Raw genomic sequence first — 25,923 nt, 5'->3', positions numbered from 1 at the left:
GGCCGGTATGCGTCTCGTAAGGGAGATCCCTCCGGTGCCGGAGCAGCGGCGCCGTGCGCCTAGAGTGTTGATCATGTATCAGTCAAAAACCCCGCACCGCATCGCTCGGCATCCGCAGCCCACCCAGGCGGCACCGGTACACCGGAGGAAGAGGACCCTGGCCGTGGCCCTCGGAATGGGACTGGCCGTCGCGTTGAGCGGGTGCAACGATGACACCGGCAAGGGCGATGACAAGGAGTCCGCCGCTTCGAAGAGCCCCTCCGAGAACCCCTCGAAGAGCTCCTCGCCCTCCTCCGGCCCGGAGGCACCCGCGGGCGACGAGCCGATGGTCGAGGGCTGGCAGACCCAGACCTCGCAGAAGCACCACTTCCGCTACGACGTCCCCGCGAAGGCCGAGAAGTGGAAGGTCCTGGACAAGGGGACGGCCCTCTCCTACACGGACAAGGCCGGCAAGCCGATAGTCGTCATGACCGCGGCGGCCAACTACCGCGAGGGCGGTTGCAGCTCCCATCCCAATCCCGATGCGATCGGCCAGGCCAGCAAGGGGCAGCTCGCCACCGTGGGCACCACCGGCGGCGGCAAGGAGGGCTCCCTCCAGGAGAACGCCCGCAACTGGGCCGGCAACTGGGGCTTCGCCGCGTACGGCGGCAAGGACCACAAGCCCAAGATCGAGGTCAGCCAGGCGAAGCCGTGGAAGCACGGCGGCATCGAGGGCTACACGGCGACCGCCCAGGTCACCGTCACCAACCGGCCGAGCGCGTGCGTGCCGCCGAAGGCCGTCGTGCACAGCATCGCGCAGAAGCTCCCCGACGGCACCATGCACGGCTGGGTGATCTACGCGGACCAGGGTGTGCCCGACGCGCTGAACGCCGATGACATCAAGAAGATCATGAACACCGTCCGGCCCACGGGCGGCTGACACCCGCGCGGCCGGTCCCGCCCGGACCGGCTTCCGGCGCGGGCGGTGCCGAAGACGGCGGACCCACGGACGGCGGGAACCCCGACCGCCGTCCGCGCCCTTCCGCCCGTGCCCCGGCGCGGCGCTCCCGCCCCCGCGTGTTCCGGCTCGGCCCGCTCGGCCCCTGTGTCCCGGGCCGCCGCCCCGCGTTCCGTGCCGATGCCCGTGGCCGTGGCCCGTGGCTTCCGGGCCCGCGCAGCCTCACGCCCGCTGCGGGCCGTCGCAGGGCGCCCGCGAAGCGGCAGGGCGCCCGGTCATCCAGTCGTAGATCCGCTGCGCGTCGCACTCGCGCTGACCGCCGGGGAACAGCAGGCCGGCGCCCGCGAATCCCGGATCGGCGGCCTGCTCGGCCAGATACGGCAGCGCGACGCACCGCATTCCCGCGCGCCGGGCCGCCTCGGCGCCCGCCGGGGCGTCCTCGACGGCCACGCAGTCCGCGGGGGAGACGCCGAGCCTGCGGGCCGCCTCCAGGAAGACGTCCGGCCGGGGCTTGCCATGCGGCACCTCCTCCGCCGACACTCGGAGCGGAAGCAGCTCATCCAGGCTGGTCGCTCCGAGTACCGCGTCGATGGCGCCGCGCGACGATCCGGAGGCCACGGCCAGCGGATGCCCGCAGGCATGCAGGTGCTCCACGAGTTTCCGCATCTCCGGGAACACCTCGGTGCCGGAGCGCACCGACCGGAGATACAGGCGGTTCTTCTCGGCCAGCAATGTGTCCACGGACGCGGTGAGCCCGTGTGCGCGGCGGAGTGCGGCGAGGGTCTCCCGGGTCCCGATGCCGATGAACCGCGCGTGCTCGGCCCAGGTGAAGCCCGGAACGCCGTGAGCGGCGAGCAGGCGCCTGCCCGCCTCGTAGTAGTGCGGTTCGCTGTCGACGAGAGTGCCGTCCAGGTCGAAGACGACCGCGGGTGCGGCGGCAGAACTGATCACGCACCCAGCATGTCAAACGGGTGCGATTTGGTAGCAGGTGGGAAGGGGTGCTTTCCTCTTCGTACCAGCATGTGGACGCATGGCCGCCCAGGCCGGCCCGGATTGGAGGGGTTTTGGACGAGTCGCTACGGAAGCCCGGGGGAAGCGCCCCAGTACATCTCCTCCGTCGCACCGTCGCGGCACTCGGTCCCGAACACTCGCACCGGGCGCGCGTCTCGGCACGCGCCGTCATCGGCATCGGACTCGCGGTCGCCGTCTGCGCGGGTGCCGGCCTGCCGCTCCAGGCCACCGTCGCGGGCGGGCTGGTGGCGCTGCTCGCGCTGTTCACCGTCGCGGACCCGACCGCGCGGGCGCAGGGCCGCACCACGGCGCTGCTGCCCGTCGCCGGCTTCCCCGTGCTGGCGCTGGCCGCATTCCTGCACGGGCAGCCGCCCGCCCGGGACGCCGCGTTCCTGGCGGTGGTCTTCGCCGGGGTGTACGCGCGCCGCTGGGGGCCGCGCGGCAATGCGCTGGGCATCTTCGCCTTCATGCAGTTCTTCGCCGCGCAGTTCCTGGGCACGGAGCCCGACCGGCTTCCGGAGACGTTCGCCGCCGGGCTGCTGGCGCTCGCGGCGGCCGCGCTCACCCGGTTCGTGCTGTGGCCGATCGAGCGTGGCGCGGCACCGCGGCCCGCCGTCGCGCCCGTCGGCGGCCGGGGGCTGGCCCGGCCCACCACCCGGCAGGCGTTCCAGGCGCTCGCAGCCTGCGGCTTCGCCCTGGCCGCCGGCCAGGCCCTGTCCCTGGACCGCTGGTACTGGGCGGTCGGCGCCGCCTGGTGGATCTTCGTGAACACCGCTTCCCGGGGCGAGACACTCGTCCGCGGCTTCCGCCGGGTGCTGGGCACCGTCACGGGCCTGGCCGCCGGACTGCTGGTCGCGGTGCCCGTGGACGGTGCCGTCGCGCCCACGCTCGCCGTCGTGGCCTGCTGCGTCTTCGGGATCTTCTACACCGCGCCGCTGTCCTACTCGTGGATGATGTTCTTCGTCACGCTGATGGTCGGCATGCTCTACGGTCTGCTCGGCGTCCTGCATCCCGGACTGCTCGGGCTGCGTCTGGAGGAGACCGCGGTGGGTGCGCTGGGCGCCGCGCTCGCGGTCGCCCTCGTGCTGCCCGTCACCACGCACGCCGCGACCGAAGTGTGGATACGGCGTGCGGTGCACTGCGTCCACGAGTGTGCCCGCGAGGCGGCGGACCGCCTCGCGGGCGGCAGCGGCGACGGGCCCGAACCGCGGGTCGCGGAGCTGGAACTGCTGCTGGGGCGCGTGCGGCTGTCGGTCGCGCCGCTCGTCCATCCCCTCAGCCCGCTGCGCGCACGCAGGGCCAGGGCCCGCCAGGTGCTGGCCCTGCTGGACGACTGCGCCCGCCAGATCCGCGGCCTGGCCGAGGTCGCGGCCGACCCCGCCGCGTCGCACGACGCCCGGCTCACCGCGGCCTGCGAGCGGGTCGAGGCCGCGGTGCACCGGTTGGCGGTGCCGGCGCGGGCCCGGATCGCCCCGGCTCGCGGCGCCGGTGTTCCGGTGACCGCCGCCGCGGAGCCGCCCTCTTCCGGCGATCGCGCACTGGTGCATCTGCACGCTCTGGAGGACGCGCTCCACCAGCTCGCCGCGCCCCTGCACACCCACCCGCGAGCGGCCGCCTGAGGGCGCGCCGCCGGCCCGGCCCGGGCCTCCGCCCGGATCGCTGCGCGGGGCGCTGACCCGCGCTCCGTCCGGAACGAGCCGGCCCCCAATTGGTCCAGACCAAATCGCGCTCGCCTGTTACCGTCGTGCCTTCCGGACGGGGCGGCGAAAGGGCGGTGCGATGAACAGCAGGACGTGGCGGCACCCGCGGGCGTACATCGGGTCGTTCACCTCGGTGGGGGGCCGGGGCATCACCACCGCGGCTCTCGACCCCCGCACCGGCGCGCTCAGCGCCCTGCACCATACGGAAGACACCGTCGCGAACCCCTCGTTCCTCGCTCTGGCGCCCGCGGGCGGCCTCCTCTACGCCGTCAGCGAGACCGACCCCGGCGCCGTTGCGGCGCTGCGCCTCGACGGCCGCGGCCCCGCCGGAAGTCCCGGCGCGGGCCGCTCCTCGGCAGGCGCGTTCCCCGTGCTGCTGGAGCCCCCGGCCCCCGTCGACGGCGCCGGTCCCACCCATCTGGCGGCGACCGCGGACAGCCTCTGCACCGCGAACTACACCTCCGGCAGCGTCAGCCTGCTGCCCCTGCGCGCCGACGGCGCCCCCGGCGCGCCCGCGCGCACACACCGGCACCACGGCCGGGGGCCGGTCCGGGAGCGGCAGCAGGGGCCGCACGCGCACGGCGTCACCCCCGATCCGTCGGGCCGCTGGCTGCTCTGCACCGACCTGGGCACCGACTCGGTGTGGATCTACGACCTGCGGGACACCGGCGCCGGTCTGCGACCGCACCGCGAGGTCCCGCTCCGTCCCGGGACCGGCCCCCGCCACCTGTCGTTCGGGCCCGCGCACTCCGGGCGCGGACGGGCCGCGGCCCGGCGGGCCTACGTCGTCAACGAACTGGACTCGTCCGTGGTGACCTGCGGTTGGGACCCGGCAGGCGGTGCCCTGGAGCCGCTCGGTGAGACCCGGCTCGTACCGCCGGAGCGCGCGGCGGCCCCCAACCACCCCTCGGCGCTCGCCCTCGCACCCGACGGGCGTTTCGCCTGGGCGGCGAACCGGGGCGAGGACAGCATCACCGTGCTGGACCTGACCTCGTCCACGCTGCCCGAGCGCGTCGCGACCGTGCCCTGCGGCGGCTGCTGGCCCCGCGACCTGGCGGTGCACCCGGCGGGTCGCTGGCTCTACGCCGCCAACGAGCGCTCGGGCGACGTCACCTGGTTCGGGATCGACCCGGCCACCGGCACCCCGCGACCGGCGGGCTCGCTGCCCGTGCCGTCGGCTTCCTGCGTCGTCATCGAGCGGACTGCCGGAGGGCCGGCCGCCGGAGCGTGAGCCGGCCGGGTGCGGCGCACCGGGCAGCGCGGCTCACCTCCGGCCGACGGGTGCGGCTGCTCGCGGTGGCCTCCTGCGGGTGCCCTGGGCGGCCGGGCGGGCGCTCAGCGCGCCGTCGCGCCCTGCGGCTGGGCGATACCCGCCTTGGCGGCGTACGTGGAGGCCACGAGCTTGCCCAGCGCCGGGTAGGCACCCAGCGGTTCGGCGGTGGAGCAGCCCGCCTCCTCCGCGGCGGCCTCCAGCAGGCCCTCGGCGATCTCCGGGCCGATCAGGCACGGTGCGATGGCCAACTGCTGGGAACCGGAGTTGCGGAGCTGCTCGGCGATCTGCTGGACAGCGCCCTCGTCGTCGAGCGCCGCGGCGAGCACCGGCACCGCGAGCCGGGCGGCCAGCAGCATGCCGGTGATGCCGGCCGCCTGCACCGCCTCTTCCCCGCCTATCGTCGCCAGGACGATGCCGTCGGCCGCCGTCGCGACCGTGAACAGCCGCGCCCGGTCGGCGCGCGCCAGCCCCGCCTCGGACAGCCGCACGTGCACGCCCTCGGCGAGCAGCGGGTGCGGACCCAGCACGTCGGTCAGCTCGGCGCCGGAACCGCTGTTGAGCACCTCCTGGCGGATGTGGCGCAGCTGCGCGGCGTCCGGGCCGGCCAGCAGCGGCACCACCACGGCGGGAAGTCCGTCGTCGGCGGTGTCGGCCGGCGGTGCCGCGACCGCTGCCTCCTGCTCGGCAGAACCGGCCTGCTCCGCCATGGCCGCCGCCTCGCGTGCGTACCGGCGGCGCGTCGCCCGGTCCTCGACCGCCTGACCGAGCGCCGAGCGAATGGTCGGGAACTCCCCGTCGTCGCCCTCGGTGAAACCGACGCGCGCGTCCAGGCCGGGCAGCTCCGAGCGTGCGATGCTCAGCGTCTCCTCGGCGAGACTGCGCGTGGCGCCGGAGGGGGCGCCGGGGACCGCCAGAACCAGGGCCGGCGCACCCTCGGGGGCGACGACGGGCTCCGGCCGGCGGTGCCGTCCGGGCTGGCGGGGACGTGGCATTCGTACGGGCAGGCCATTGTCCGGTCCTGTGGGGGAGCTCATGCGCCCGCATGCTAATGCCTTCATGGGCTTGGCTGTTCGGCCGGGGCAGACCGATGGGCTTATGTCCCGATTCATCCGAGCGAGACGGCTGCTTCTCCGGGCATTCTGGAGTGCGGCCCCCCGCAGAGGATACGGTGCACAACGTGACGGTCCGCGCCCCAGGCCCGGGCCGGGTGCCGCGCTGCCCGGCTCCGCCTCAGTCCGTGCTGCCCGCGTCCCGGCCAGGCGCTTCAGACATTTGCCCGGCCTCCGGATCCGTGACCGACAGCAGCGCCGGATCCCCCGGGAGCGCCAAGGCCCCGTCCGCCAGCCGCGCGGCCACCAGCAGCGCACCTTCGAGCGGGCCGCCCGCCGCCTCCGCGATCCGGGCGTCCGGAAGCCGCCCGGCCAATTCCGCGCGCAGCGGCCCCTGCAGAGCCTCGCCGAGCTTGAACAGGCCCCCGGTGAAGGCGACCCGCACCGCGCGCCCGTGGCGCCCCGCCGGTTCGTGGTGAGCGGTCCGGGCCCTCGCGGGCGGGGGCGTCCCCTCCCGGCTCGGGCAGACGGCCTCGGCCGCGGCGGCGATCTCCCGGGCAGCCGCCCGGACGATACCCGCCGCCACGGCGTCCTCCTCGGCACACCGGGCGACCTCGGGCGCGAACGAGGCCAGGACGGCCGCCCGGTCCGTACGGGGGTACAACTGCCCGGGCAGTGCGCTCAGCGGGGTGCCGAACACCGCCTCGGCGCGTCTGCGCAGCGCCCGCGACCCTCCCGCCCGGCCGTCGAAGGCGCGCAGCGCCGCCTCCAGCCCGGCGCGTCCGATCCACGCACCGCTGCCGCAGTCACCCAGCAGATGCCCCCAGCCGTCGGCGCGCCGCCAGGTCTCCAGGTCGGTACCCATGGCGATCATCCCGGTCCCCGCCGCCACCACGGCACCGGGCCGTTCGCCCAGGGCCCCGGCGTACCCGGTCACCGCGTCGGCGGCCAGCGCCAGGCGCCGTACCCCGAACTCCGCCGCGAACACGCCCGGCAGTTCGGCCCGCAGCCCGGTGCCGAGGGTCGCCATCCCGGCGGCGCCCACGCAGGCCGCCGCCAGGTGCGCGGCGCCCGCGTCCGCCAGCAGCGCTCGCACCGCGGGCACCAACTGCCCGGACAGGTGCGCCGCGTCGATTCCGGCCGGTCCGGTGCGCACGGGCTCCGGACAGGCGACGGAACCGACGGCTTCCGGTGGCCCGCCGCCCGCGTGCCCGGCGCCGGGGAGGCGCGCCAGCGCGACCCGGAGTCCGGATCCGCCCGAGTCCACGCCCAGCACCCAGCCGCCCGTCTCCCGTGCGGCCGCTCGGGTGCCCTCCGCCGCGGCGGTCACGGCAGGCGCCAGTCCACGGGGTCGGCCCCCTGGGCGGCGAGCAGTTCGTTGACCCGGCTGAAGGGCCGCGAGCCGAAGAACCCGCGATCCGCCGACATGGGTGAGGGGTGCGAGGACTCGACCGCGGGCAGTTCGCCCAGCAGCGGACGCAGATTCCGCGCGTCGCGGCCCCACAGCACCGAGACCATGGGGCGTCCGCGGGCGACCAGGGCGCGGATCGCCTGCTCGGTGACCTCTTCCCAGCCCTTGCCGCGGTGCGCCGCGGGCCGGCGCGGAGCCGTCGTCAGCGCCCTGTTGAGCAGCAGTACTCCCTGTCTCGTCCAGGGCGTCAGATCACCGTTCGAGGGGCGGGGGAGGCCGAGGTCGTCGTGCAGCTCCCGGAAGATGTTCTCCAGGCTGCCCGGCAGCCGCTGGACCTCGGGAGCCACCGAGAAGGACAGGCCGACGGCATGCCCGGGCGTGGGATAGGGATCCTGGCCCACGATCAGGACGCGCACCTCGTCGAAGGGCTGCTGGAAGGCCCGCAGCACATTCGGCCCCGAGGGCAGGTACGTTCTCCCCGCGGCGACCTCCGCGCGGAGGAAGTCGCCCATCGCGGCGATCCGTTCGGACACCGGCTCCAGCGCCTTGGCCCAGCCCGGCTCGACAATCTCGTTCAACGGTCGTGCAGCCACGAGCGGTCACTCTACTGGCTCATCCCCGCGCTGCGGTCCGCATGCGGGGATCCGCTCAGTCGACCACCGCCGCCCGCACACACAGCACGTCCGGCAGATGCGAGGCCAGCTGGCGCCAGCTCTCGCCCTCGTCCGCGCTGGCGAAGACCTCGCCGTTCCGGTTCCCGAAGTAGATTCCGGCCGGGTCCGCGTCGTCCGTGCTCAGCGCGTCCCGCAGCACCGGTCCGTAGTGAGCGGCCTCGGGAAGGCCCGCGCCCAGCGCCTCCCAGCTGCTGCCCGCGTCCTGGGTGCGGAAGACGCGGCAACGGTGCCCCGCCGGAACCCGGTCCGCGTCCGCGTTGAGCGGGAAGAGGTAGGCCACGCCGCCGCGCCGTGGGTGGGCCGCGAGGGGGAATCCGAAGTCGGAGGGGAGGGAGTCGCCGATCGAATGCCAGCTGGAGGCACTGTCGTCGCTGCGGAAGACGCCCCAGTGGTTCTGCAGATACAACCGGTCGGGGTCCTCCGCGTCCCGCGCGATCTTGTGTACGCACTGCCCGTAGTCGGGGTAGCGGCGGCCCTCCGGCAGGAACACCGCGGAGACCCCGCGGTTGCACGGCTCCCAGCTCTCGCCGCCGTCCCGGGTGCGGTAGGCGCCGCCCGTCGAGACGGCGACGGTCACATGCCGCGCGTCCCGCGGGTCGACCAGGACGGTGTGCAGGCCCAGACCGCCGCCACCGGGCGCCCACTCCCGTCGGGTGGGGTGCTCCCACAGCGCGCGGACGAGGGAGAAGGACTCGCCGCCGTCCGTGGAGCGGAACAGCCCGCCGGGCTCCGTCCCGGCGTAGACCACACCGGGCTCGTCCTCCCCGCCGGGCTGGAGCTGCCAGACTCGTTCCAGGGAGGCTCCGGTGTCCCGCGGGTAGGCCACCGGCGGCCGCGGGGGTTCCTCCCAGGTCCTGCCCAGGTCGTCGGAGTGGAAGACCGAGGGGCCCCAGTGCGCACTGTCCCCTCCGGCCAGCAGCCTGGGCGTGGAGCCCCGCCGGTCGATGCTGAAGGAGTAGACGGCCTGGGCGTCGAAATACGGGCCGGTGAAGTCCCAGTCCGCCCCGCCTCGCCCGGCCACCGGCCGCCGGGCGAGGAACAGGCCCTTTCTCGTACCTACCGCGAGCAGTACGTCCGCCATTGCGGCACCGCCTTCGAGACGTCGTTGTCCGAGGTGTCCGTCCCCGAGTCGACCGGAACACGGAACAGTCTGCACCTGCCCACTGACACTTCCGGCCGGACTGCGCCCCGGGGGCGGTGTCCGCGGCGCCCGTTCGGCTCCGGAGGCGAGCGCCACGGCCCCCCGAACGGCGGCACACCGGTGCGCCGAACGGGCTGCGACCGCCTCCGTCGTCAGGGTTGCCCCGGGCGCGGCCGAGCGCGCCGTGCGGGCCCGGTCGCGGACGCCGGGGCTACGGTGCCGCCGTGTCGGAGAGATCCTCATGTCCGTGCTGTGCGCCGGACCAGTCCTGCCGGCAGGGAAGCTGTCCGTCCGCGGGCCGGTCCTCGCCACCGCCGGGGCCCGCGTGGAAACTGCGCGGCTACGGCAGCGGCGCGGGTACTGTCCCGCACTCCGCCGGTGCGCCCTGGTTCGCCGTCGGTGTCAGCCGGCCGGACGGTACCCAGGTGGAGATGGTGGCCGCCGTGGTGGACGGCGGCATCCGGCTGGAGGAAGTGCGGGCCGATCCGCCGCTGACCCTCCGGGAGTTCGCGGAGCTCGCGCCGCGCCTCGGCGAACCGCTGACGCTGGCCTGCCCCGCCGCGCTCCGGCCGCCGCCGCCCGCCCCCACCGTCCGGACCACCGGGCCCTGCGTGCTGCCCGCGGCGCCGCGCCCGGTCCCGCCGCGGTCGGCGCCGCCGGTGTCCGCGCCCCCGCAGCATCCCGTACCGGTCCCCGCTGCTGCCACGAAGTGGAGACCGCCCGCGCCCGCGAGACGGCGGAGGCGGCCGCCCGGTCTCCGCGGCACGGCAGCGCTGCACACGGTGGCCGGTGCCTACTCCGCGGCGCGGGCGCAGGGCCAGGACCCGGTGCTGGCCGTCATGCGGGTCACCGGGCACAGCCGTCGCAAGTCGCTGCGCGTCATCGCGAGCGCCCGCGACGCGGGGCTGCTGAGTCCGCGTCACGCCCGCCGGCGGCGCTGAACGGCGGCGGACGGGGCAGGCCCGGCGAAGCACGCCCGCCGTCCCGGCCGGACCCGCGCCGGTCGCACGCGCCGCCTGCGGTGCGCCCCGTGCCCGCTGCCGTGCCCCGGCTGAGTCCGCCGTCGCCGTCCACCGGGCGTGCCGGTGCCGTGCCCCGCGCGGCTCACTGTCCGCCGTGCGGTCCGGAGCCGGTGCCCCAACCGCACGGTCGCAGCCGTTCCAACTGCCGCACCCGGGCCGCATGCGACACCTCGGGGCCTGCTTCCCCCTCCGGCGGTGTCCCCTGCCGCCAGGCGAGGCCGTACCGGGCGAACAGTTCTCCCCGCAGCCGTCCGAGCGGCATCGGCGCGCCGGGCAGCAGCACCGCGACGACGGCGCCCATCAGATTGGCGCGCAACAGCGGATAGTCGGTGTCCGGGTCGGGGGAGCCGTAGCGGATCACGGCGTCGCGCAGCACAGCCGCCAGCCGCTGCTGCTCGTCGCACCGCACGAAGCCCTCCTGCTGCAGGATTCCGGCCATGTGGGCACGCATCAGCACCGGCTGGCTGCAGGCCAGTCCGAGTACGGCGTCGATGGCCCGCGCCAGCACCTCCCGTCCGCTGTCCGGCCCCTCCGGCGACGGTACGCGCTCCAGGGCCTCGGTCAGCGTCAGATGCATCAGCCGGTGCACCGCCGACTGGAAGAGCTGCCGCTTGCCGGGGAAGTAGTACGAGATGAGCCCGCGTGCGGAGCCGGCCCGGTCGGCGATGGCGCCCAGGGTCGTCGACTCGTACCCGTGCTCGGCGACCAGCTCGACGGTCGCCTGCAGCAGGCGTTCACGCGAGCGTCGGCGCAACTCTTCATTGACCGATGCGCTCCGGGGGGACATCCTGTAACTCCTGCGTTGACTGGCCGGCAGCCAATATATTCAGCACGACTTCGGGTGTTCGCCTCCAGGGGGGCCGGAACGCCCGCTGCAGCAGCCGATATCGGGGCGACGCGGGGGATCGCCCCGATATCGGTGTCGACCAGGCGCCCCGGCGAGGTGGGCCGGTGAGGTTCGGCCGAGCGTAGCGGCACCGGCGGTTCCGGGACCGGCTCCAGAGTACGCGCGCCCGCTCAACACCCCTCCTGCACCGCGACTTTGCCCGGCCGGCTTCCGGCCGCCGCCCCCGGTACGGTCACTGCCCGTCCCCGGTACGTTGGTGCGCGCACAGCGCACGACACACACAGCCGAGGGCAGAGGAGAGCCATGGTGCCGGGACCGGACCCCAGAGAGATCGACAACACGTTGCCGCATTCGGCGCGGATCTGGAACTACTGGCTCGGCGGCAAGGACTTCTACGACGTCGACCGGCAGGTGGGTGACGAGATCGCGCGCGCCAACCCCGGCATCGTGACCACGGCCCGCGCCCAGCGGGCCTTCCTGTGCCGGGCTGTCCGCCACCTCGCGGGAGATCTCGGCATCCGCCAGTTCCTGGACGTCGGCACCGGTCTGCCCACCGTCGACAACACCCACGAGGTCGCCCAGCGCATCGCCCCTGACGCACGGATCGTCTATGTGGACCACGACCCGCTCGTCCTCACGCACGCCCGTGCCCTGCTGACCAGCACCCCGGAGGGTGTCACCCACTACCTCGACGCCGATCTGCGCGACCCGGACGCCATACTCCAGGGGGCGGCGGGGATACTCGACTTCGACAGGCCCGTGGCGCTGATGCTGCTCGGCGTCGTCGCCCATCTCACCGACGACAGCGCCTACGACGTGGTGGCGCGGCTGACGGCGGCTCTCCCGGCCGGCAGCCATCTGGTGTTCAGCGATTCGGCCGAAGTGGTCAACCCGGAGGCGGTCCGCGCCATGGTGCGGCAGTGGAACCGCACCAGCGACAACCCGCGCGTCAACCGCTCCCGTGAGCAGATCCTCCGGTTCTTCGACGGACTGGAGGTCCTGGAACCGGGGCTGGTCTCGGTCACCCGCTGGCGCCCCGAGGCGCTCCCCTTCGGTGAGCCCGAAGAGGTCGACAACGTGGGCGCGGTGGCCCGCAAGCCCTGAGAGGCCACCGGGCGGCTGCCGACGGCTCCCGCCGGGCTATCCGGATACGGTGCCGGGCAGCCGCTCAGCGCGCCGCAGCGCGGCCCACGCGGCCGCGGACGCCAGGGCCACCGCCGTCCCCAGCAGCGCACCCACCACGGTGTCCGTCAGCCAGTGCACGCCCAGCCACAGCCGGGTGAACGCGACGCCGAGAACGCTCACCGCGGCGGTGCCGAGCCCGGTCCGCCATCTCGCGCTGGTCACCGGTGTTCCCCGCTCCCACCACAGCCACAGCAATACGGTGCACACCAGCGCGGCCGTCAGCACGTGCCCCGACGGCATCGCGCTGTACTCCGCCGAGGCCACCGGCTCCCGCCAGTGCGGCCGCTCCCTGCCGAGCGCCGCCTTCATCCCCTGCTGCACCCCGGCGCCGACCAGTGCCGTGCCCGACACCCAGTACGCCGCCGCGCGCTCCCCGCGCCACAGCAGCCGGACGCACACCGCCGCCAGCAGCAGCCGGAAGGTCCACGGATCCCACACCCAGTCGGTGAGGACCCGCATGGTCCGGGTCGGCGCCGGGTGCTCCAGCGCCGCCGTGTGCAGTCCGGAGGCGGTGCTCCGGTCGAGCACGGCCAGCGGCTCCCAGGGCAGCAGGGCCAGACTGGTCAGCAGTACGGCCGCAGCACCCAGCGTGGCGGCCGCAGCAGCCTGCCACGCGCCTGCCGGACCGGCACGGGTCACACCTCGCATGTCCCGATCATCGCCCCTGACACCGGTCGCGGTACAACTCCCGGCGGGGAACACCCGCCGGGAGGCGGGGGCCGGCCCGAAAACGGGTCAGTGGCGCAGCGCGGACAGCCCGGGAGCGAACGCCACGAGCACCGGGATCACCGGCACCAGGGAGGCCACCGCCGTCATCCGCAGCCGGCGGCTGACCGAGAGCCGCGGTCCGGGCGCGAGCAGCCGGTGCACCCGCTGCGGCACCAGCGCCACCGGTGTCGGGCAGGGCCCGAAGACCCCGCGCCCTTCGTTCAGTTCCACCAGGGCCAGGGCGATCGTGAGCCTGCCGTAGCGGCGGGAGGCGGCGTCGTCGGCGGCCAGTTCCACCAGCCGGTGCACCTGGTCGCGGAAACCTGCGAAGACCGGTACCCGGGAGAACCCCGCGGCCAGCGCCGAGGAGCAGTGCAGCAGCCAGTCGTGGCGCGCCCGCGCGTGTCCCTGCTCGTGTTCCACCACCGCGTCCAGCTGCCGGCCCTTGAGCCGGCGCAGCGCGCCGGTGGTGATGGCCAGCTGCGGGTTGGCGCCCGGCAGCCACCAGGCGTCCGGCTTCTCCTCCTCCAGGACCACCAGCCGCTCGCTCGGGGAGGCGCTCTCGCCGGGCAGCCACGGCGCCCGCTCGCGCAGCTCCGCCCGCCGCCTGCGGCGCCTGGCCCGCGCGTCCCTGATCTCCCGCAGCAGCATCGCTCCGGTCCAGGCACCCCCGCAGGCCAGCAGCACGCTCAGGGCGCCTGCCCAGGGCGTGGAGCTGGAGGAGTACGCCTCGGCCACACCGTGCGGCGCCCCGGCGAAGACGTGGCTGCGCACGGCGGTGAAGGCGGCCGCACCCGAGAGGGCCATCGCCAGCAAGCAGCACAGCAGCACCGCTCCCACCACGCACTGCCACGCCCACAGGGCGAGCACCGGTTCCCGGTCCGGCCAGGTGGAGCGGGTCAGTACGCGCGGCGCGAGACCCGCGGCGAACAGGGCGAGCACCATCAGCGCGAGCGGGACGGTCATACCGCTCAGCCTAGAAGGCCGTTACGAGACAGTGATACGCCCGGCAGTGCAGAAGTGACGCGGTTCACATCCCTGCCGGGTTTCCGGCCGCCGCCCGCGCCCGGGAGGGCCGCCGGCCCGGTGCGGACACTCCTCAGAGGGCGAGCAGCATCGCGAACATCCCCGTCCCCATGGCGACTCTGCAGCCGGCCGCGACCCCGGCCTGCCGCGCCACGGGAGGCACCGCTGTCCGTTGTGCTGCCGGGCCGCTCCCCGGGGCGGCGCCCGCCGGCATCAGACGAGTCCCCGTCCACAGGACGTATCCGGCGAAGTAGACCAGCAGCATCCCCGTCACCGGCGGCAGACCGCCCGCTGCGGAGTGGTGCGCTGCCGCTCCGCCGGGTGGGCCCAGGGTCATCGCCAGCGACATGTACACCATCGCCGCGCTGCCCAGGAGGTGGTGCAGATGCCGCCCCGGCGCGGCGGTGTGCCGCTCGGTCGCCGTCAGCCGCAGCTCCCGCACCAGCATTGCGCCGAACAGTGCGCCGAAGACCCATCCCGACATCGTGTGCCCCGCGGGCGTTCCGCTCCAGGGAGCCGGTGCTGCCATCGCCGCCATCCCCAGCCCCATCGCGGCCTCGCCCCCCGCCTCCGACCGGCGGCCCGGTCCGGCGCCGCGTGCCCGCAGCAGGCACGTGATGCCCGTCACCGCGCAGAGCGCCGTCAGCAGCCATCCCACCGTGTGAGGGCCGTGCATCCGCCCACCTCCCGGGAGATGGCTGCCCGCTCGCGGGCGGCACACGGGAGCGCACGGGGGCAGCGAGGGCGCGTCCGCCTCCCGGCGGTTCAGCGGGGCCGGGGAGCGGTGTGCCCCATCATCTCGGTGGCCTCCAGCAGCGGCATGCCCAGGTCCTGGAGGAGGACGCGGGTGTCGTCCGTGTGGTCCGGGAGGAAGGCGTGGCCCCCGTGTCCGGCGGGGCTCTCGCCGCCCGGGTGCCCTCCTGGCCCGTCCGCGGCTCGGTGTGCGTGGTCGCGGATGCGGCGGCTGAGCAGCCGCCAGGCGTAGGCGTTGGTGTGCGGGCTGCGCAGCGCCTGGTCCCACTGGTCGGCCAACTCGGCGAAGGCCAGGCTCACAACGGTGTCCGCCTGTCGCGCATCGGCCAGGCGGTTGTGCGCGTATTCCAGATACCGTTGCCGGTAGAGAACGCAGAAAGCGATGAAGGCCACCGGAGCATCCGGTGCGGATTCCGGCTGCTGCGTCCTCCGGCAGTTCTGTGGTGGCGCCGTGGGCACGGCGCTCTGTTCGCACGGCAAGGGCATACGAACGTTCAACGTTCCTCTCCCCTCCCATCCCTCCGTTGTGGTCCCCCTCCCGCGGAAGCTACAGCTCCAGATGCGTCGGACGCCACGAGCTTCTGCACCGTGCAAATTCATCGGCAATTGCACGAGCAGCCGATCTGCGGGGAAGCCGACCCGGTGTCGAACTTTCAAGCGAGGAATTGGCATTGCGTTGTACTTGTTTGATCGATGTAGATCGTTTTCGATGAATTGGATTACACTCTTGATGGCTTACCCGTCGGGCCGTCGTTCTTCGCTCCGGGCCGGGGCCGCATGCCAACCATCGGAGTGAGCCACGCGGAATTCACTCTTGAGGGTGGCGAACCGGCACGGCGTCCGAATCAGCCGCAATGTCCCCCAGGCCGAGGCGGGTGGCGGCAGCCGGATCGCCGACGCCGACGCCGTCGTGTTGAATTGGAGTACGCCGTCGAAGGTTTGGAGGTCGCCGTAGCAAGGGGCTCGGCTGCGGGCCCGGCAGGAGTGCGCCACCGGCCCGACTCGGCCGGGCAGGGGCTGCCTGCGATCCGCGTGGCGGCAACGGCCCACCGGGGCCTTGGACTGACAACTGTCCGTGTTCTGATCGGTTTGGTGTGTGGGGGGTTCTGGTGTCGGTTCCGGGTGCGGGCTCCGAAGGCGCGAGCGACGGGGTGCTGGTGATGGCGGGTGTCGGCGGGGGCCTGATGGACGTCGGCGTCGTGATGGCGGGCCTGGGCGGAGTGTCCTGGAGCGGCATACTCGCCGGCGCGGACGTGCACACCGCGGGTCCCGGCGCGGTCAACGTCGTCGAACTGGCCGGTCCGGTCGACCCGCAGATGGTGCTGGCCCGCGTGCGTCTGGTGGCCGGAGCCTCCGGCCGGCTCCTGGTGGTCGTCGTGGGAGAGCTGCGCAAGGATCCGCGCAAGGGCGGCCTGCACATCGGGCTGGGAGCGCCCGGCCAGCACTCGGCCGCGGTGCGGTACAGCGGACTGCCCTGGGAGTGGCTGACGGCGGAACTGGCCGTACGGCCCCCCGGGTCGACCACCGTGCTGCTGGACGTGGCCACCGAGCCCGGCGCCTGGGATGCGGTCCGGGCGGGCGGCCTGCCGGAGGCCCCCGGGGTGGCCGTGCTGGGCCGCGTGGTGCGGCACAGCCGCGAGTCGGCGTGGCGCCGGCTGCGCGGCGGCAACGCCCCCATGGAGCCCGCCTATCTGCTGGAGTGCATTCGGCTGTGGCGAGCGGGCGGCCGGATGCCGTTCGCCGAGCTGCATCAGCGGGCGGCGGCCGTCTCCGGTACGACGGAGCACGAACAGGCGCTGTTCGTCGCCTCGTCCGCGGCTGCGGCATCCGCGGCCCCGGAACCGGCGGCCGAACCGCCGAACGAGTACCGGCCCGCTGCCGCACCCCTGAGCCCGAACGGATGGGAGCATCAGCCCCCGCCGGACCTCCCCGCGGAGTGGCAGCCCGCCGATCAGTACGCGCAGCCGGTCCCGGCCGCGTACGGGCCGCCCGGTGCCGAGCCGGAACCCGGGAACGGAGCGGAACCCCGGCACCGGCCCGCACCGCCGCCCCCGGCGGCCCGTGGCCCGCACACCGAGCCGGCCGAGGACCCGCACGAGACGATCATGGCCGCGGCCCGAGCCGGGCGCCACGAGGAGGCCGAGACGCTCGCGGTGTCCTGGGAGGAGGCCGCCGAGCGTACGGAAGGGCCCGGTTCGGAGGGAGCGCTGCACTGGGTGGAGGTCCGCGCCGACCTCGCCCGGCTGGCCGGCGCCCCGGCCCGCAGCTGCGAACTGTGGCTGCGGGTTGCCCGGGGCCGTCTCGAACGCGGCGAGTCCGAGGGGGCCTTGGAGGTGGAGGGCGCCGTGGACCGGGCCCACCACCAATGGCAGTGCCTGGAGGAGGGGGAGGCCGCCCGCGAGTTGGCCCCGGAACTGGTCCTCCTGCGCCGCCGGGTCCCCGGCCGCCAGCCCGGTGCGGTACGGCTGGTGGAGGAGCGCGCGGAGCGGCTGCTCGGCGGCGTCGAGCAGTGAACCCGCGGTAACGGCCGCACGAGTGGTGCCGGCTGGTCCGTTCGCAGCAGCGCCGGACCGGCCGCTCGCTCCGCCGCCGGCCGCTCCCGGACGCTGGGTGGCGTACTGCCCCGGACGTCTGCTGAGGAGCGCGCATGTTCCGTCGATCCGTACTGGCCCTGGCCACCGTGCTGGCCACGACCGTCCTCGCGGTGGCACCGGCCGCTGCGGCCGCCGAAGCCCCCGTGCCGCAGACCGATGAGCTGACCCCCCGTGAACAGGCCGCCCTCGGAGTCGCGGAGAAGGCCCTGGGCACGCTGCTGGGCGGTGTGGTGTCCCTGGGCGGAAACTGAGGGGATCCGGCACCGGGTACCCGGCCGGGGCCGCCGCCGATGCGGTTCCCGCCGGGGCCCTGGCGCATCCCGCGCGACGTGAGATGATCTTGCACCGTCTGACCCCTACACGGACGCGTGATCGGCTCGTACTGTGGGCAGGCGTCACTGCGTCAATTCCCCGCCCCGCGAACGGAGATTGCGACTCACCGTGTCTGTTCCCGAGCTTTTGACTCTCGATCCCACCGGCAGCGATCCGCACGGTGAACACCAGGCCCTCCATGCACGGGGGCCGGCGACCCGGGTCGACCTGCTGGGCGTCACCGCCTGGTCGGTCAGCGACCCGGTCCTCCTCAAGAAGCTGCTGACCGGCCCGGACGTCTCCAAGGACGCGCGGCAGCACTGGCCGCAGTTCGCCGAGACCGTCCCCACCTGGCCGCTGGCGCTGTGGGTCGCGGTGGAGAACATGTTCACCTCCTTCGGCAGCGACCACCGCAGGCTGCGCAGGATGGTGGCCCCGTCCTTCAGCGCACGCCGGGTGGCGGCGCTCGGCGAGCGCGTCGAGAGCATCGTCGACGACCTGCTGGACGTGCTGGCGCGCACCCCCGAAGGGGAAGCCGCCGATGTGCGGGAGCTGTTCGCCTACCCGCTGCCCATCCAGGTGATCTGCCACCTGATGGGAGTGCCGGCCGAGCGCCGTGCGGGCTTCCGCCAACTGGTCGACAACGTCTTCGCCACCACGCTGACCCCCGAGGAGGCCGCAGCCAACACCGCCAGCCTCTACGGAGTGCTCGACGAGCTGATAGCCGAGAAGCGCGAGCAGCCCGGCGAGGACATGACCTCCCTGCTCATCGACGCGCGGGACGAGGAGGGCGACGGGTCGGCGCTCTCGGAGGCCGAACTGCGCGACACCCTGCTGCTGATGATCAGCGCGGGCTACGAGACCACGGTCAACCTCCTCGACCAGGCCATCACCGTGCTGCTCACCCACCCCGAGCAGCTGGCGCTCGTCCGGGAGGGCCGCGCCAACTGGGCCGACGTGGTGGAGGAGACGCTGCGCTTCGAACCGGCCGTCAAGCACCTGCCGCTGCGTTTCGCCGTCCGCGACATCCCGCTGCCCGACGGTCAGGTCATCGCCAAGGGCGAGCCGGTCCTCGCCTCGTACGCCGCCGCCAACCGGCACCCCGACTGGCACGGCGAGAGCGCGGACACCTTCGACCTCACCCGCACCGATCCCGGCCCCGAGCACCTCGCCTTCGGCCACGGGGTGCACTTCTGCCTCGGCGCCCCGCTCGCCCGCCTGGAGGGCATCACGGCCCTGGAGAAGTTCTTCGCCCGCTTCCCCGACGCCCGGCTGGGCGTCCCGGAGGAGGAGCTGCGCCCCGTTCCCTCGCTCATCAGCAACGGCCACCAGACCCTCCCGGTGGTGCTGCGTCCGCGGTCCGCCGCGGACTGAGCGGCCGGGCGGGCCCCCGGGTGCCCGGCTACCGATCCTCGTCCGGCCGGTCGGCGTCGCACGTGGCACGCGTGCGGCGCCGCTTGGCGAGCAGTCCGGTGCCCGCGAGGACCAGACCGACGGCCACGACCTTGGCGGCTCCGTACAGGTTCAGGTACGCGTCCGGGGTCGCGTGGCCGGTGACGACGAGGGCGGCGACCGCCCCCAGGCCCAGCAGGATCAGCACGACTCCGCCGACCGGCCCGGTGCCGGCCCACCACGGTTCGGAGTCCGCCGCCGGGACGCGGGGCCCGTCGGTGCGCTGCTCGCTCATCTGGATCCTTTCGCGGACTACGGACTACGGACTGCAAACGAGGCGCGGCGTTCAGCCGCCGGTGCCGGGGGAGACCGGGCCGATCTTCGGCACCGAGGCGTCCCCCGAAGCGGTCACCGGACCGCCGGACCATCCGACCCGCAGCGAGGACTGCTGATCCGGTGGAGTGAGCAGCGCGCCGTCCGGGGTGACGGTCGCGGTACCCGTCATCCGCGGATCGGCGAACGACAGCGGCGCCCAGGCGCTCGAACCGGGCGCCAGCTCGACCTGCTGCGAGCTGCCGCCCTCGCGCTGCGGGGGGACGGAGACCCGGTTGCCCGAGGCGTCGACGAAGGCGAACCCCGGGAAGCCGCTCATCGTGCAGGCGCTGCCGGAGCTGTTGGTGAAGACCAGCGCGTGGTGGTGCTGGCCGGCCCCTGGGCGGTTGGGGCCGATGGACGCCTTGAGGTCGGAGGCCGCGCAGGCCCCTCCCGAGCCGGCTCCCGGCTCTGTGCCGTCGCCGCCGGCTTCCGCGCCGCCGCTCCCCGAACCGCCGTCCGCGGAGCTGCCGGAGCCTTCGGAGGACGAGGCGGAGGGCTCGGCGCGCTCACCGTCACCCTTCCTGTCCTTGCTGCCGCTCTCCTTCCCGCTGCCGCCCTTCTCCTTGCCGGACGCGGCGATTCCCGCGGGCGTCGCCTCACCGGCGACCCGCCGCAGTTCCGGAGCGCCGCCGTCCGGGCCGCCGCACCCGGCCAGCAGCCCCGCCGCCACCAGCGCCGTGGCGGCCGTCGCGGCGGCTCTCGCCGGATGCCGGGGACGGTCGCGGCGCGTGAGGGGGCTGCCGCTCGCGGCCGGGGCCGTCCGCGCGCGCCGGTTCGCCTCGGGGGTGGCGTAGGTCATGTCCGCGTCCGGTGCCATCGCTCTCGTCGACTCCCTGCTCGTGTCCCTGCTCGTGCTGTCCCCCGCTGTCGGACCGTGCACAGCCTTCGACGGCGGAACGGGCGGAGAAGTTCACGGTGGTCGAAGCCCTGTTCTCCACCGCCCCCTCGCACCCTAAGGGGGGACCGGCGATCCCCGGACAGCTGCTGCCTTCCTCCCGTTCCCCGTACGCGGCAGCGTTGAGCTGCAGGAACCCGCTTCGTGAACGGAGAACACGGCATGACCCGCATCGCTCTGATCACCGGTGCCAACCGCGGGCTGGGCCGCAGCACCGCGCTGCACCTCGCCGAGGCCGGCACCGATGTGCTGCTCACCTACCGCTCGCACCCGGACGAGGCCGAGGCCGTCGTCGCACAGCTCCGCGCGCTGGGCCGGACAGCGGTGGCGCTGCCGCTGGACACCTCGGACGCCGCCGCCTTCCCGGCCTTCGCCGACACCGTGCGCGGAGTGCTCAAGGAGCACTGGGACCGTGAGGACTTCGACATCCTGCTCAACAACGCCGGACACGGCGTGCACAAGCCGTTCGCGGAGACCACCGAGGAGGAATTCGACGGGCTGATGAACGTCCACGTCAAGGGCGTCTTCTTCCTCACCAAGGCGCTGCTCCCACTGCTCGGGGACGGCGGCACGATCCTCAACATCTCCACCGGGCTGACCCGCTTCGTCGCCGCCGAGACGTCCGCGTACGCCGCGGCGAAGGGCGCCGTCGAGGTCCTCACCCGCTATCTCGCCAAGGAACTGGGACCGCGCGGTATCGCCGTCAACGTCCTGGCCCCCGGCGCCACCGCGACCGACTTCGGCGGCGGCGCCGTCCGCGACCAGCAGGAGACCCGGTCCGCTCTCGGCGCGGTCACCGCGATGGGCAGGGTCGGCGAGGCGGACGACATCGGCGCAGCCGCCGCGGCGCTGCTCGTCGAGGGCACCTCCTGGATCACCGGCCAGCGCATCGAGGCATCGGGCGGCATGCTCCTGTAGGCGACCGCGGGGGAGGGAGAATGGCACCGTACCGGCGAGCGACGGACGGCGACGGACGGCGACGGACAGGGAACGGACAGGGAGAGGCAGACCGTGGACCGAGCACAGCTCGCGGACTTCCTGCGCACCCGCAGGGAGGCTCTGCAACCGGAGGACGTGGGGCTGCCCCGCGGCCCGCGGCGCAGGACCAGGGGACTGCGCCGTGAGGAGGCGGCCGCGCTGAGCGGCATGTCCACGGACTACTACAGCCGCCTCGAGCAGCAGCGCGGCCCGCAGCCGTCGGCGCCGATGCTGGCCGCGATCGCCCAGGGCCTGCATCTGTCGCTCCCCGAGCGGGACCACCTCTTCCAGGTCGCGGGGCACAACGCACCTCCGCGGACCGGTTCGGACCACATCACCCCCGGACTGATGCGCATCCTGGGCAGGCTGGACGACACTCCGGCGCAGGTCATCAACGACCTCGCCGAGACGCTCTGGCAGACCCCGCTGGCGACCGGGCTCCTCGGGGACGAGTCCCGGTTCACCGGAGCGGACCGCAGCCTGTACCACCGCTGGTTCACCGACCCGGCCGCCCGGCTGCTGTACCCGGAGGAGGACCACCCGCGGCACAGCCGGTTCTTCGCCTCCGGACTGCGGGCCGCCTACTCCCGGCAGGGCCGGGGCAGCCGGGCCGAGGCGCTGGTCGAACAACTGCTGGCGGCCAGCGAGGAGTTCGCCCGGTACTGGAGCGCCCATGAGGTCGGGGCGCCCCGGGTGGAGCCGAAACGGTTCCTGCACTCCGAACTGGGGGAGATCGAGGTGCACTGCCAGGTGCTCCTCGATCCGGACCAGGGCCAGGCGCTGCTGGTGTACACGGCCGTCCCCGGCTCGGAGAGCGACGAGAAGCTCCGGCTGCTGCCCGCCGCGGGCTCGCGCTCCGCGGCGGCGGGGAGCTGACGCCGGGCGGGCGCGGCCCGGCGCCGCCGGTGCGCTCGACGCCCGAGCGCACAGCGGGGGGTGGCGTTCGGGCGGGGCAGGCCCCATGATCGTGGCCAGTGCCCGGTCGCCGGCCGGGTGCGGCGTTCGACGGTTCCGCAGCTCCGGAGGGGTAGATGTCCCGGCAGGCCACCGACGAGACCGACCGGACCGACCGGATCCCGCCCCCGACCCACCGGTTGGTGCCCTCCCCGGCGGGCCGGATCCACCTGGTCGAACAGGGCGCCGGTCCGCTGGTGCTGCTCGTGCACGGCTTCCCCGAGTCCTGGTTCTCCTGGCGCCACCAACTGCCCGTGCTGGCCGCGGCCGGATACCGCGCCGTCGCGCTCGACGTACGCGGCTACGGCCGCTCCTCGAAGCCTGCCGGGACGGCCGCCTACCGGATGCTCGACCTGGTGGAGGACAACGTCGCGGTCGTTCATGCGCTGGGGGAGCGGAGTGCCGTCGTCGTCGGGCACGACTGGGGCTCGCCGATCGCCGCGAACTCCGGTCTGCTGCGGCCGGACGTCTTCCGGGCCGTGGGGATGCTGAGCGTCCCCTACAGTCCGCGCGGCGGCCCCCGGCCGTCCGAGGTCTTCTCCCGGATCGGCCGGGGCGAGGAGTTCTACATCTCCTACTTCCAGCAGCCCGGCCGGGCGGAGAGCGAGATCGAGCCCGACGTGCGCGGCTGGCTCGCGGGCGTCTACGCCGCGCTGTCCGCCGAGACCATGCCCGCGGACGGCGCGCCCGACCCGCACTTCGTCGCCCCGGGCGGCCGGATGTGCGACCGGTTCCCCACCGGGCGGCTGCCCTCCTGGCTGACCGAGGAGGAGCTCGACGTCTTCGCGGGGGAGTTCGAGCGCACCGGGTTCACCGGGGCGCTCAACCGCTACCGCAACATGGACCGGGACTGGGAGGAGCTCGCGGACTTCGACGGCGCACCGCTCACCCAGCCGTCGCTGTTCGCCGGCGGTGGCCGGGACGCCTCCACCACCTGGATGGCCGACGCCGTCGACGCCTACCCCGCGACCCTTCCCGGTCTGCACGCCTCGCACATCCTCGAGAACTGCGGCCACTGGATCCAGCAGGAACGTCCGGAGGAGATCAACCGGATCCTCACCGAGTGGCTCGCCGCGCTGCCGGCCCCGCCCGCCTGAGCCGGCCCCGCCTGTCCGGGGCCCCGGCCGGGCCCGACCTCGCGGAGCCCGGCCCGGGGTGCCGCAGGCCGTCCTGGGGGCTGCTGTCGCCGGAGCCTCGGCGTTCAGACCTCCAGGCCAGACCTCCAGGCCAGGCCTCTGGGCCAGGCCTCCGGGCCAGGTTTCAGGCCGGGCGCACACCGGAGGCGAGGTCGGCCTCCACGTTCGCGGCCATGACCGAGAGAGTCCGCACCGTCGCGGTGTATTGCTCGGGGGTGAGCTCGCCCAGTACGGTGCGGCGGCTGTGCGCGATCCGGTCGGCGATCCGGGCGTGCGCGGCGCGGCCCTCTGCGGTGAGGTGGATCCGCTGTCCCCCGGTGGCTGTCCACCCGCGGGCGGCGAGGCTGTTACCGGGGCCGTCGAGGACCTCCGCCGGCTCCGTCGCACCCGCCTGCCAGAAGGGGGCGAGCGCGCGGGCCAGCTCCTCGCGGGAGGCCGGGCCGCGACTGAGTGTGTTCAGCAGTTGCCAGTGCCGACGGCCGATGTCCAGATCGGCGAGGGTGGCGTCGAACTGCCGCTCCAGCAGGTTGTCCAGGTGCTTGAGCCAGTAGCCGATGGGCTTGGTCGCGTCCATGCCGACCTCCGTCCCCAGGAGTAATACATGTAAGATAACATGTGAATGTGATTGGTCATGCAGTGAACGGGTAATGGGGAGCGTGCCGTGGACAACCCGGAACCCGATGTCGCGGCCCTGGAGTCCGCGCTGGTCGCGCTGCGCCGGGCGCAGAAGCGGCGTGCGCTGGCCCGGCTCGCGGAGCGGCGCGGAGAGCGCACAGGGCCGCACGCCGCGCTGCCGGAAGCGGTCGTCGAACTCGTCGACGCGGTCGCGGCCGAGGACGAAGCGGGAAGCGCCCTCACCGTCACCGAGGCGGCCGCGGTGCTCGGGGTCGACCAGCCGCGTGCCAGTCGGCTGGCCGCCCAGGCGCGGGACGCGGGGCTGCTGCGCCGGGAGGCCGACCAGCGGGACGGGCGGCGCTCACTCCTGGTGCTCACCGGCGAAGGGCGAGCACTGCTCGCCCGCGTCAGGGAGTTCCGCGGCAGCATCGTGGCCGAAGCCCTGCGCGACTGGCCGGAACCGGACCGCGCGGCCCTCGCCCGCCTCCTCACCCGCTTCGTGCGGGACTTCACCGAGCTGACCGCCCCCTGAGACCCCCGCCGACGGGCGCCGGCCGAGCGCGGCGGCGCCGGAGGCGGGGCCGGGTGCCGCCGTGCGGCGTACCGGAGCGGGCCGGAGGGCGGCCGCAGCGGCCGCTCCGCCGGCCCGTCCCCACGAGGGAGCGTGCGGGGATCCCCGCGGCGAGCGGCCTGTGCGGGGCAGGCGGGCGGAGGTGCCCCACAACCTTCCGACCCGGCGGTGCGGGGACGCGCACGGCGGCACGGTCGCGGGGCAGGATGTCCGGGTGAGTCAGGTGTGGGTGTGGCGACGGATCTACCGGTGGGTGCCCGCCGGGGTGCTGGTGCTCGCGGTCGGGCTGGACCTGCTGGCGCGCCATTGGGTCTCCACGGCACCGCTGCTCGCCGTCGCACCGGTGGTGGCGGCGCCGGTGCTGGAGCCTCCGACGATCATCGCCGTGGGGGTCGCGGCGATGGCCGCACAGGCCGGGCTCGCCTACTCCAACGGCACGTTCGGGCCGCAGAGCGGCATCGGCACCCAACTCACCCTGGTGGCCATCACCGCGCTGGCGGTCGGCCTCAACCGCACCCTGCGCTCGCACCACGCCTCCGCCGACAAGGCCCGGCACGCTGCACAGGTGGCCCAGCAGGCGGTGCTGCCCACGCCGCCCGAGCGCACCGGCGGACTGCGGGTCGCCGCGCGCTACGTGCCCGCCGACGAGACCGCCCTGATCGGCGGTGACCTGTACGTGGTCCAGGAGACGCCCTACGGGGTGCGCGCCATGATCGGCGACGTGCGCGGCAAGGGGCTGTCCGCCGTCGCGGCCGTCAGCGCGGACATCGGCGCGTTCCGCTACGCCGCCGACCACTGCGCCGATCTGCCCACCGTCGTGGAGACCCTGGAGGAGACGCTCGTCCGGGAGGGGGAGCGGCAGGGCGGGCTCGAACAGTCCGAGGGCTTCACCACGGCGCTGCTCGTGGAGTTCACCCAGGACCTGGCACGGGTCCGCCTCGTCAACCGCGGTCACCCCGCGCCGCTGCTGCTGGACCCGGCGGGCTCGGCCCGCGTCCTGGAGCCCGCCCGGGAGGCGCCGCCGCTGGGCATCACGACGCTGGGTTCCTGGGCCTCGCCCGTGGAGACCTACGACCTGCCGCCCGGCGGGACGCTGCTGTGCTTCACGGACGGCGTCACCGAGGCCCGGGACCGCAGCGGCACCTTCTACCGGCCGGCCGAGCGGATTTCGCAGATGCTGGACGCCTACCGGCGCAACACCGGCTACCCGGCGGACCCGCCCACCGTGCTCGACTTCCTGGTCACCGACGTGCACCGGCACAGCTCCGGCCCCGCCCAGGACGACCAGGCGCTCCTCGCCCTCACCCGCCCCGCCCGCCGCAGCGACCTCCTCACCCCGGACGGGCCGCCTCCCGCTTCCTGAA

The 25,923-nt window shown here is 74.3% G+C and carries 26 protein-coding genes; 13 read left to right on the top strand and 13 right to left on the bottom strand.

All coding sequences use genetic code 11. From position 1 onward, the window contains the following. Positions 1-73: 73 nt before the first annotated feature. The gene (locus A949_RS0126270) at positions 74-919 is read left to right on the top strand and encodes a hypothetical protein (protein ID WP_237735911.1); all 846 of its coding nucleotides are present in this window, start codon (positions 74-76) and stop codon (positions 917-919) included. A 240-nt stretch (positions 920-1,159) separates the two neighbouring features. Here A949_RS0126270 and A949_RS0126265 read toward each other — a convergent pair whose 3' ends face one another. Further along, complete coding sequence (locus tag A949_RS0126265; protein ID WP_037707818.1) at positions 1,160-1,885, bottom strand: HAD family hydrolase; 726 nt, start codon at positions 1,883-1,885, stop codon at positions 1,160-1,162. Between the two features lie 116 nt (positions 1,886-2,001). Here A949_RS0126265 and A949_RS0126260 point away from each other — a divergent pair, with 116 nt between their 5' ends. Next, on the top strand, positions 2,002-3,567 hold the full coding sequence (locus tag A949_RS0126260) for an FUSC family protein (RefSeq protein WP_019359028.1): 1,566 nt from the start codon (positions 2,002-2,004) through the stop codon (positions 3,565-3,567). A gap of 160 nt (positions 3,568-3,727) precedes the next feature. Continuing rightward, on the top strand, positions 3,728-4,879 hold the full coding sequence (locus A949_RS0126255; RefSeq protein ID WP_019359027.1) for a lactonase family protein: 1,152 nt from the start codon (positions 3,728-3,730) through the stop codon (positions 4,877-4,879). 104 nt (positions 4,880-4,983) lie between these two features. Here the strand turns inward: A949_RS0126255 and A949_RS0126250 are convergent, their stop codons facing one another. The 4 genes from A949_RS0126250 to A949_RS0126235 form a co-directional block, all read right to left on the bottom strand. After that, positions 4,984-5,955, bottom strand: coding sequence for a hypothetical protein (locus A949_RS0126250; RefSeq protein WP_192817169.1), 972 nt, complete (start codon positions 5,953-5,955; stop codon positions 4,984-4,986). A gap of 196 nt (positions 5,956-6,151) precedes the next feature. Beyond that, the gene (locus tag A949_RS0126245) at positions 6,152-7,300 is read right to left on the bottom strand and encodes an N-acetylglucosamine kinase (protein ID WP_019359025.1); all 1,149 of its coding nucleotides are present in this window, start codon (positions 7,298-7,300) and stop codon (positions 6,152-6,154) included. Next, positions 7,297-7,974 carry a uracil-DNA glycosylase gene (locus tag A949_RS0126240; protein WP_037707749.1) on the bottom strand — a complete coding sequence of 226 codons (678 nt, stop codon included), beginning with the start codon at positions 7,972-7,974 and terminating at the stop codon, positions 7,297-7,299. Before A949_RS0126240 ends, A949_RS0126245 begins: the two co-directional genes overlap by 4 nt. 55 nt (positions 7,975-8,029) lie before the next feature. Further along, positions 8,030-9,136, bottom strand: a complete 1,107-nt coding sequence (locus tag A949_RS0126235) for a WD40/YVTN/BNR-like repeat-containing protein (RefSeq protein WP_019359023.1) — start codon at positions 9,134-9,136, stop codon at positions 8,030-8,032. A gap of 392 nt (positions 9,137-9,528) precedes the next feature. Between A949_RS0126235 and A949_RS37820 the strand changes: the two genes are divergently transcribed. Continuing rightward, on the top strand, positions 9,529-10,137 hold the full coding sequence (locus tag A949_RS37820; RefSeq protein ID WP_063826283.1) for a DUF6214 family protein: 609 nt from the start codon (positions 9,529-9,531) through the stop codon (positions 10,135-10,137). 163 nt (positions 10,138-10,300) lie between these two features. Here the strand turns inward: A949_RS37820 and A949_RS34655 are convergent, their stop codons facing one another. Further along, complete coding sequence (locus A949_RS34655) at positions 10,301-11,005, bottom strand: TetR/AcrR family transcriptional regulator (protein ID WP_051019644.1); 705 nt, start codon at positions 11,003-11,005, stop codon at positions 10,301-10,303. A gap of 363 nt (positions 11,006-11,368) precedes the next feature. On the opposite strand from A949_RS34655, the gene A949_RS0126220 reads away from it, so the two are divergent. Then, positions 11,369-12,169 (top strand): SAM-dependent methyltransferase, encoded by an 801-nt coding sequence (locus tag A949_RS0126220; protein WP_019359020.1) that lies wholly within the window; start codon positions 11,369-11,371, stop codon positions 12,167-12,169. Positions 12,170-12,205: 36 nt separating this feature from the next. Here A949_RS0126220 and A949_RS0126215 read toward each other — a convergent pair whose 3' ends face one another. The 4 genes from A949_RS0126215 to A949_RS0126200 form a co-directional block, all read right to left on the bottom strand. Beyond that, complete coding sequence (locus A949_RS0126215) at positions 12,206-12,898, bottom strand: phosphatase PAP2 family protein (RefSeq protein WP_051019643.1); 693 nt, start codon at positions 12,896-12,898, stop codon at positions 12,206-12,208. A gap of 87 nt (positions 12,899-12,985) precedes the next feature. After that, complete coding sequence (locus A949_RS0126210; RefSeq protein WP_019359018.1) at positions 12,986-13,924, bottom strand: M56 family metallopeptidase; 939 nt, start codon at positions 13,922-13,924, stop codon at positions 12,986-12,988. 133 nt (positions 13,925-14,057) lie between these two features. Beyond that, positions 14,058-14,660 (bottom strand): DUF5134 domain-containing protein, encoded by a 603-nt coding sequence (locus tag A949_RS0126205; protein ID WP_019359017.1) that lies wholly within the window; start codon positions 14,658-14,660, stop codon positions 14,058-14,060. An 89-nt stretch (positions 14,661-14,749) separates the two neighbouring features. Continuing rightward, positions 14,750-15,130 (bottom strand): hypothetical protein, encoded by a 381-nt coding sequence (locus tag A949_RS0126200; protein WP_019359016.1) that lies wholly within the window; start codon positions 15,128-15,130, stop codon positions 14,750-14,752. A 716-nt stretch (positions 15,131-15,846) separates the two neighbouring features. On the opposite strand from A949_RS0126200, the gene A949_RS0126195 reads away from it, so the two are divergent. From A949_RS0126195 to A949_RS0126185, 3 genes are all read left to right on the top strand, one after another. Beyond that, positions 15,847-17,250 carry a hypothetical protein gene (locus A949_RS0126195; protein ID WP_026005048.1) on the top strand — a complete coding sequence of 468 codons (1,404 nt, stop codon included), beginning with the start codon at positions 15,847-15,849 and terminating at the stop codon, positions 17,248-17,250. Between the two features lie 134 nt (positions 17,251-17,384). Next, positions 17,385-17,582 carry a hypothetical protein gene (locus A949_RS0126190; protein ID WP_019359014.1) on the top strand — a complete coding sequence of 66 codons (198 nt, stop codon included), beginning with the start codon at positions 17,385-17,387 and terminating at the stop codon, positions 17,580-17,582. Positions 17,583-17,772: 190 nt separating this feature from the next. Further along, positions 17,773-19,017 carry a cytochrome P450 family protein gene (locus A949_RS0126185; protein ID WP_026005047.1) on the top strand — a complete coding sequence of 415 codons (1,245 nt, stop codon included), beginning with the start codon at positions 17,773-17,775 and terminating at the stop codon, positions 19,015-19,017. Between the two features lie 28 nt (positions 19,018-19,045). Here A949_RS0126185 and A949_RS0126180 read toward each other — a convergent pair whose 3' ends face one another. Both A949_RS0126180 and A949_RS35750 read right to left on the bottom strand, forming a co-directional pair. Next, entirely contained in the window at positions 19,046-19,330 is a 285-nt protein-coding gene (locus A949_RS0126180) for a hypothetical protein (protein ID WP_019359012.1), read from the bottom strand. Positions 19,331-19,381: 51 nt separating this feature from the next. Next, positions 19,382-20,227 carry a DUF4232 domain-containing protein gene (locus A949_RS35750; protein ID WP_019359011.1) on the bottom strand — a complete coding sequence of 282 codons (846 nt, stop codon included), beginning with the start codon at positions 20,225-20,227 and terminating at the stop codon, positions 19,382-19,384. Positions 20,228-20,467: 240 nt separating this feature from the next. On the opposite strand from A949_RS35750, the gene A949_RS0126170 reads away from it, so the two are divergent. The 3 genes from A949_RS0126170 (at position 20,468) to A949_RS0126160 (ending at position 23,334) form a co-directional block, all read left to right on the top strand. Beyond that, positions 20,468-21,223 carry an SDR family NAD(P)-dependent oxidoreductase gene (locus A949_RS0126170; RefSeq protein WP_026005046.1) on the top strand — a complete coding sequence of 252 codons (756 nt, stop codon included), beginning with the start codon at positions 20,468-20,470 and terminating at the stop codon, positions 21,221-21,223. A gap of 93 nt (positions 21,224-21,316) precedes the next feature. Continuing rightward, positions 21,317-22,159 (top strand): helix-turn-helix transcriptional regulator, encoded by an 843-nt coding sequence (locus A949_RS0126165; RefSeq protein WP_019359009.1) that lies wholly within the window; start codon positions 21,317-21,319, stop codon positions 22,157-22,159. 155 nt (positions 22,160-22,314) lie between these two features. Next, positions 22,315-23,334, top strand: a complete 1,020-nt coding sequence (locus A949_RS0126160) for an alpha/beta fold hydrolase (protein WP_019359008.1) — start codon at positions 22,315-22,317, stop codon at positions 23,332-23,334. 163 nt (positions 23,335-23,497) lie between these two features. On the opposite strand, the gene A949_RS0126155 is transcribed toward A949_RS0126160, so the two are convergent. Then, complete coding sequence (locus tag A949_RS0126155; protein WP_019359007.1) at positions 23,498-23,947, bottom strand: MarR family winged helix-turn-helix transcriptional regulator; 450 nt, start codon at positions 23,945-23,947, stop codon at positions 23,498-23,500. Between the two features lie 87 nt (positions 23,948-24,034). On the opposite strand from A949_RS0126155, the gene A949_RS0126150 reads away from it, so the two are divergent. Both A949_RS0126150 and A949_RS0126145 read left to right on the top strand, forming a co-directional pair. Beyond that, positions 24,035-24,520: a MarR family winged helix-turn-helix transcriptional regulator gene (locus tag A949_RS0126150; RefSeq protein ID WP_019359006.1), complete on the top strand. Its 486-nt coding sequence runs from the start codon at positions 24,035-24,037 to the stop codon at positions 24,518-24,520. Positions 24,521-24,773: 253 nt separating this feature from the next. Beyond that, on the top strand, positions 24,774-25,922 hold the full coding sequence (locus tag A949_RS0126145; RefSeq protein WP_026005045.1) for a PP2C family protein-serine/threonine phosphatase: 1,149 nt from the start codon (positions 24,774-24,776) through the stop codon (positions 25,920-25,922). Position 25,923: the final 1 nt, after the last annotated feature.

Origin of the sequence: Streptomyces sp. AA1529 (assembly GCF_000280905.1) — a bacterium.
Taxonomy (GTDB): Bacteria; Actinomycetota; Actinomycetes; order Streptomycetales; family Streptomycetaceae; genus Streptomyces.
The sequence above is the reverse complement of the archived record's forward strand: the minus strand, read 5'-3'. Positions and strand labels throughout refer to the sequence as shown.

Excerpts from the sequence above, each read along its gene's own strand:
- A949_RS0126220 (WP_019359020.1), top strand. The coding sequence starts at position 11,369 with ATGGTGCCGGGACCGGACCCCAGAGAGATCGACAACACGTTGCCGCAT.
- A949_RS0126235 (WP_019359023.1), bottom strand. The coding sequence starts at position 9,136 with ATGGCGGACGTACTGCTCGCGGTAGGTACGAGAAAGGGCCTGTTCCTC.
- A949_RS0126250 (WP_192817169.1), bottom strand. The coding sequence starts at position 5,955 with ATGAGCTCCCCCACAGGACCGGACAATGGCCTGCCCGTACGAATGCCA.
- A949_RS0126205 (WP_019359017.1), bottom strand. The coding sequence starts at position 14,660 with ATGCACGGCCCTCACACGGTGGGATGGCTGCTGACGGCGCTCTGCGCG.
- A949_RS34655 (WP_051019644.1), bottom strand. The coding sequence starts at position 11,005 with ATGTCCCCCCGGAGCGCATCGGTCAATGAAGAGTTGCGCCGACGCTCG.
- A949_RS0126155 (WP_019359007.1), bottom strand. The coding sequence starts at position 23,947 with ATGGACGCGACCAAGCCCATCGGCTACTGGCTCAAGCACCTGGACAAC.
- A949_RS0126210 (WP_019359018.1), bottom strand. The coding sequence starts at position 13,924 with ATGACCGTCCCGCTCGCGCTGATGGTGCTCGCCCTGTTCGCCGCGGGT.
- A949_RS0126255 (WP_019359027.1), top strand. The coding sequence starts at position 3,728 with ATGAACAGCAGGACGTGGCGGCACCCGCGGGCGTACATCGGGTCGTTC.
- A949_RS0126160 (WP_019359008.1), top strand. The coding sequence starts at position 22,315 with ATGTCCCGGCAGGCCACCGACGAGACCGACCGGACCGACCGGATCCCG.
- A949_RS0126270 (WP_237735911.1), top strand. The coding sequence starts at position 74 with ATGTATCAGTCAAAAACCCCGCACCGCATCGCTCGGCATCCGCAGCCC.
- A949_RS0126215 (WP_051019643.1), bottom strand. The coding sequence starts at position 12,898 with ATGCGAGGTGTGACCCGTGCCGGTCCGGCAGGCGCGTGGCAGGCTGCT.
- A949_RS0126170 (WP_026005046.1), top strand. The coding sequence starts at position 20,468 with ATGACCCGCATCGCTCTGATCACCGGTGCCAACCGCGGGCTGGGCCGC.
- A949_RS0126190 (WP_019359014.1), top strand. The coding sequence starts at position 17,385 with ATGTTCCGTCGATCCGTACTGGCCCTGGCCACCGTGCTGGCCACGACC.
- A949_RS0126180 (WP_019359012.1), bottom strand. The coding sequence starts at position 19,330 with ATGAGCGAGCAGCGCACCGACGGGCCCCGCGTCCCGGCGGCGGACTCC.
- A949_RS35750 (WP_019359011.1), bottom strand. The coding sequence starts at position 20,227 with ATGGCACCGGACGCGGACATGACCTACGCCACCCCCGAGGCGAACCGG.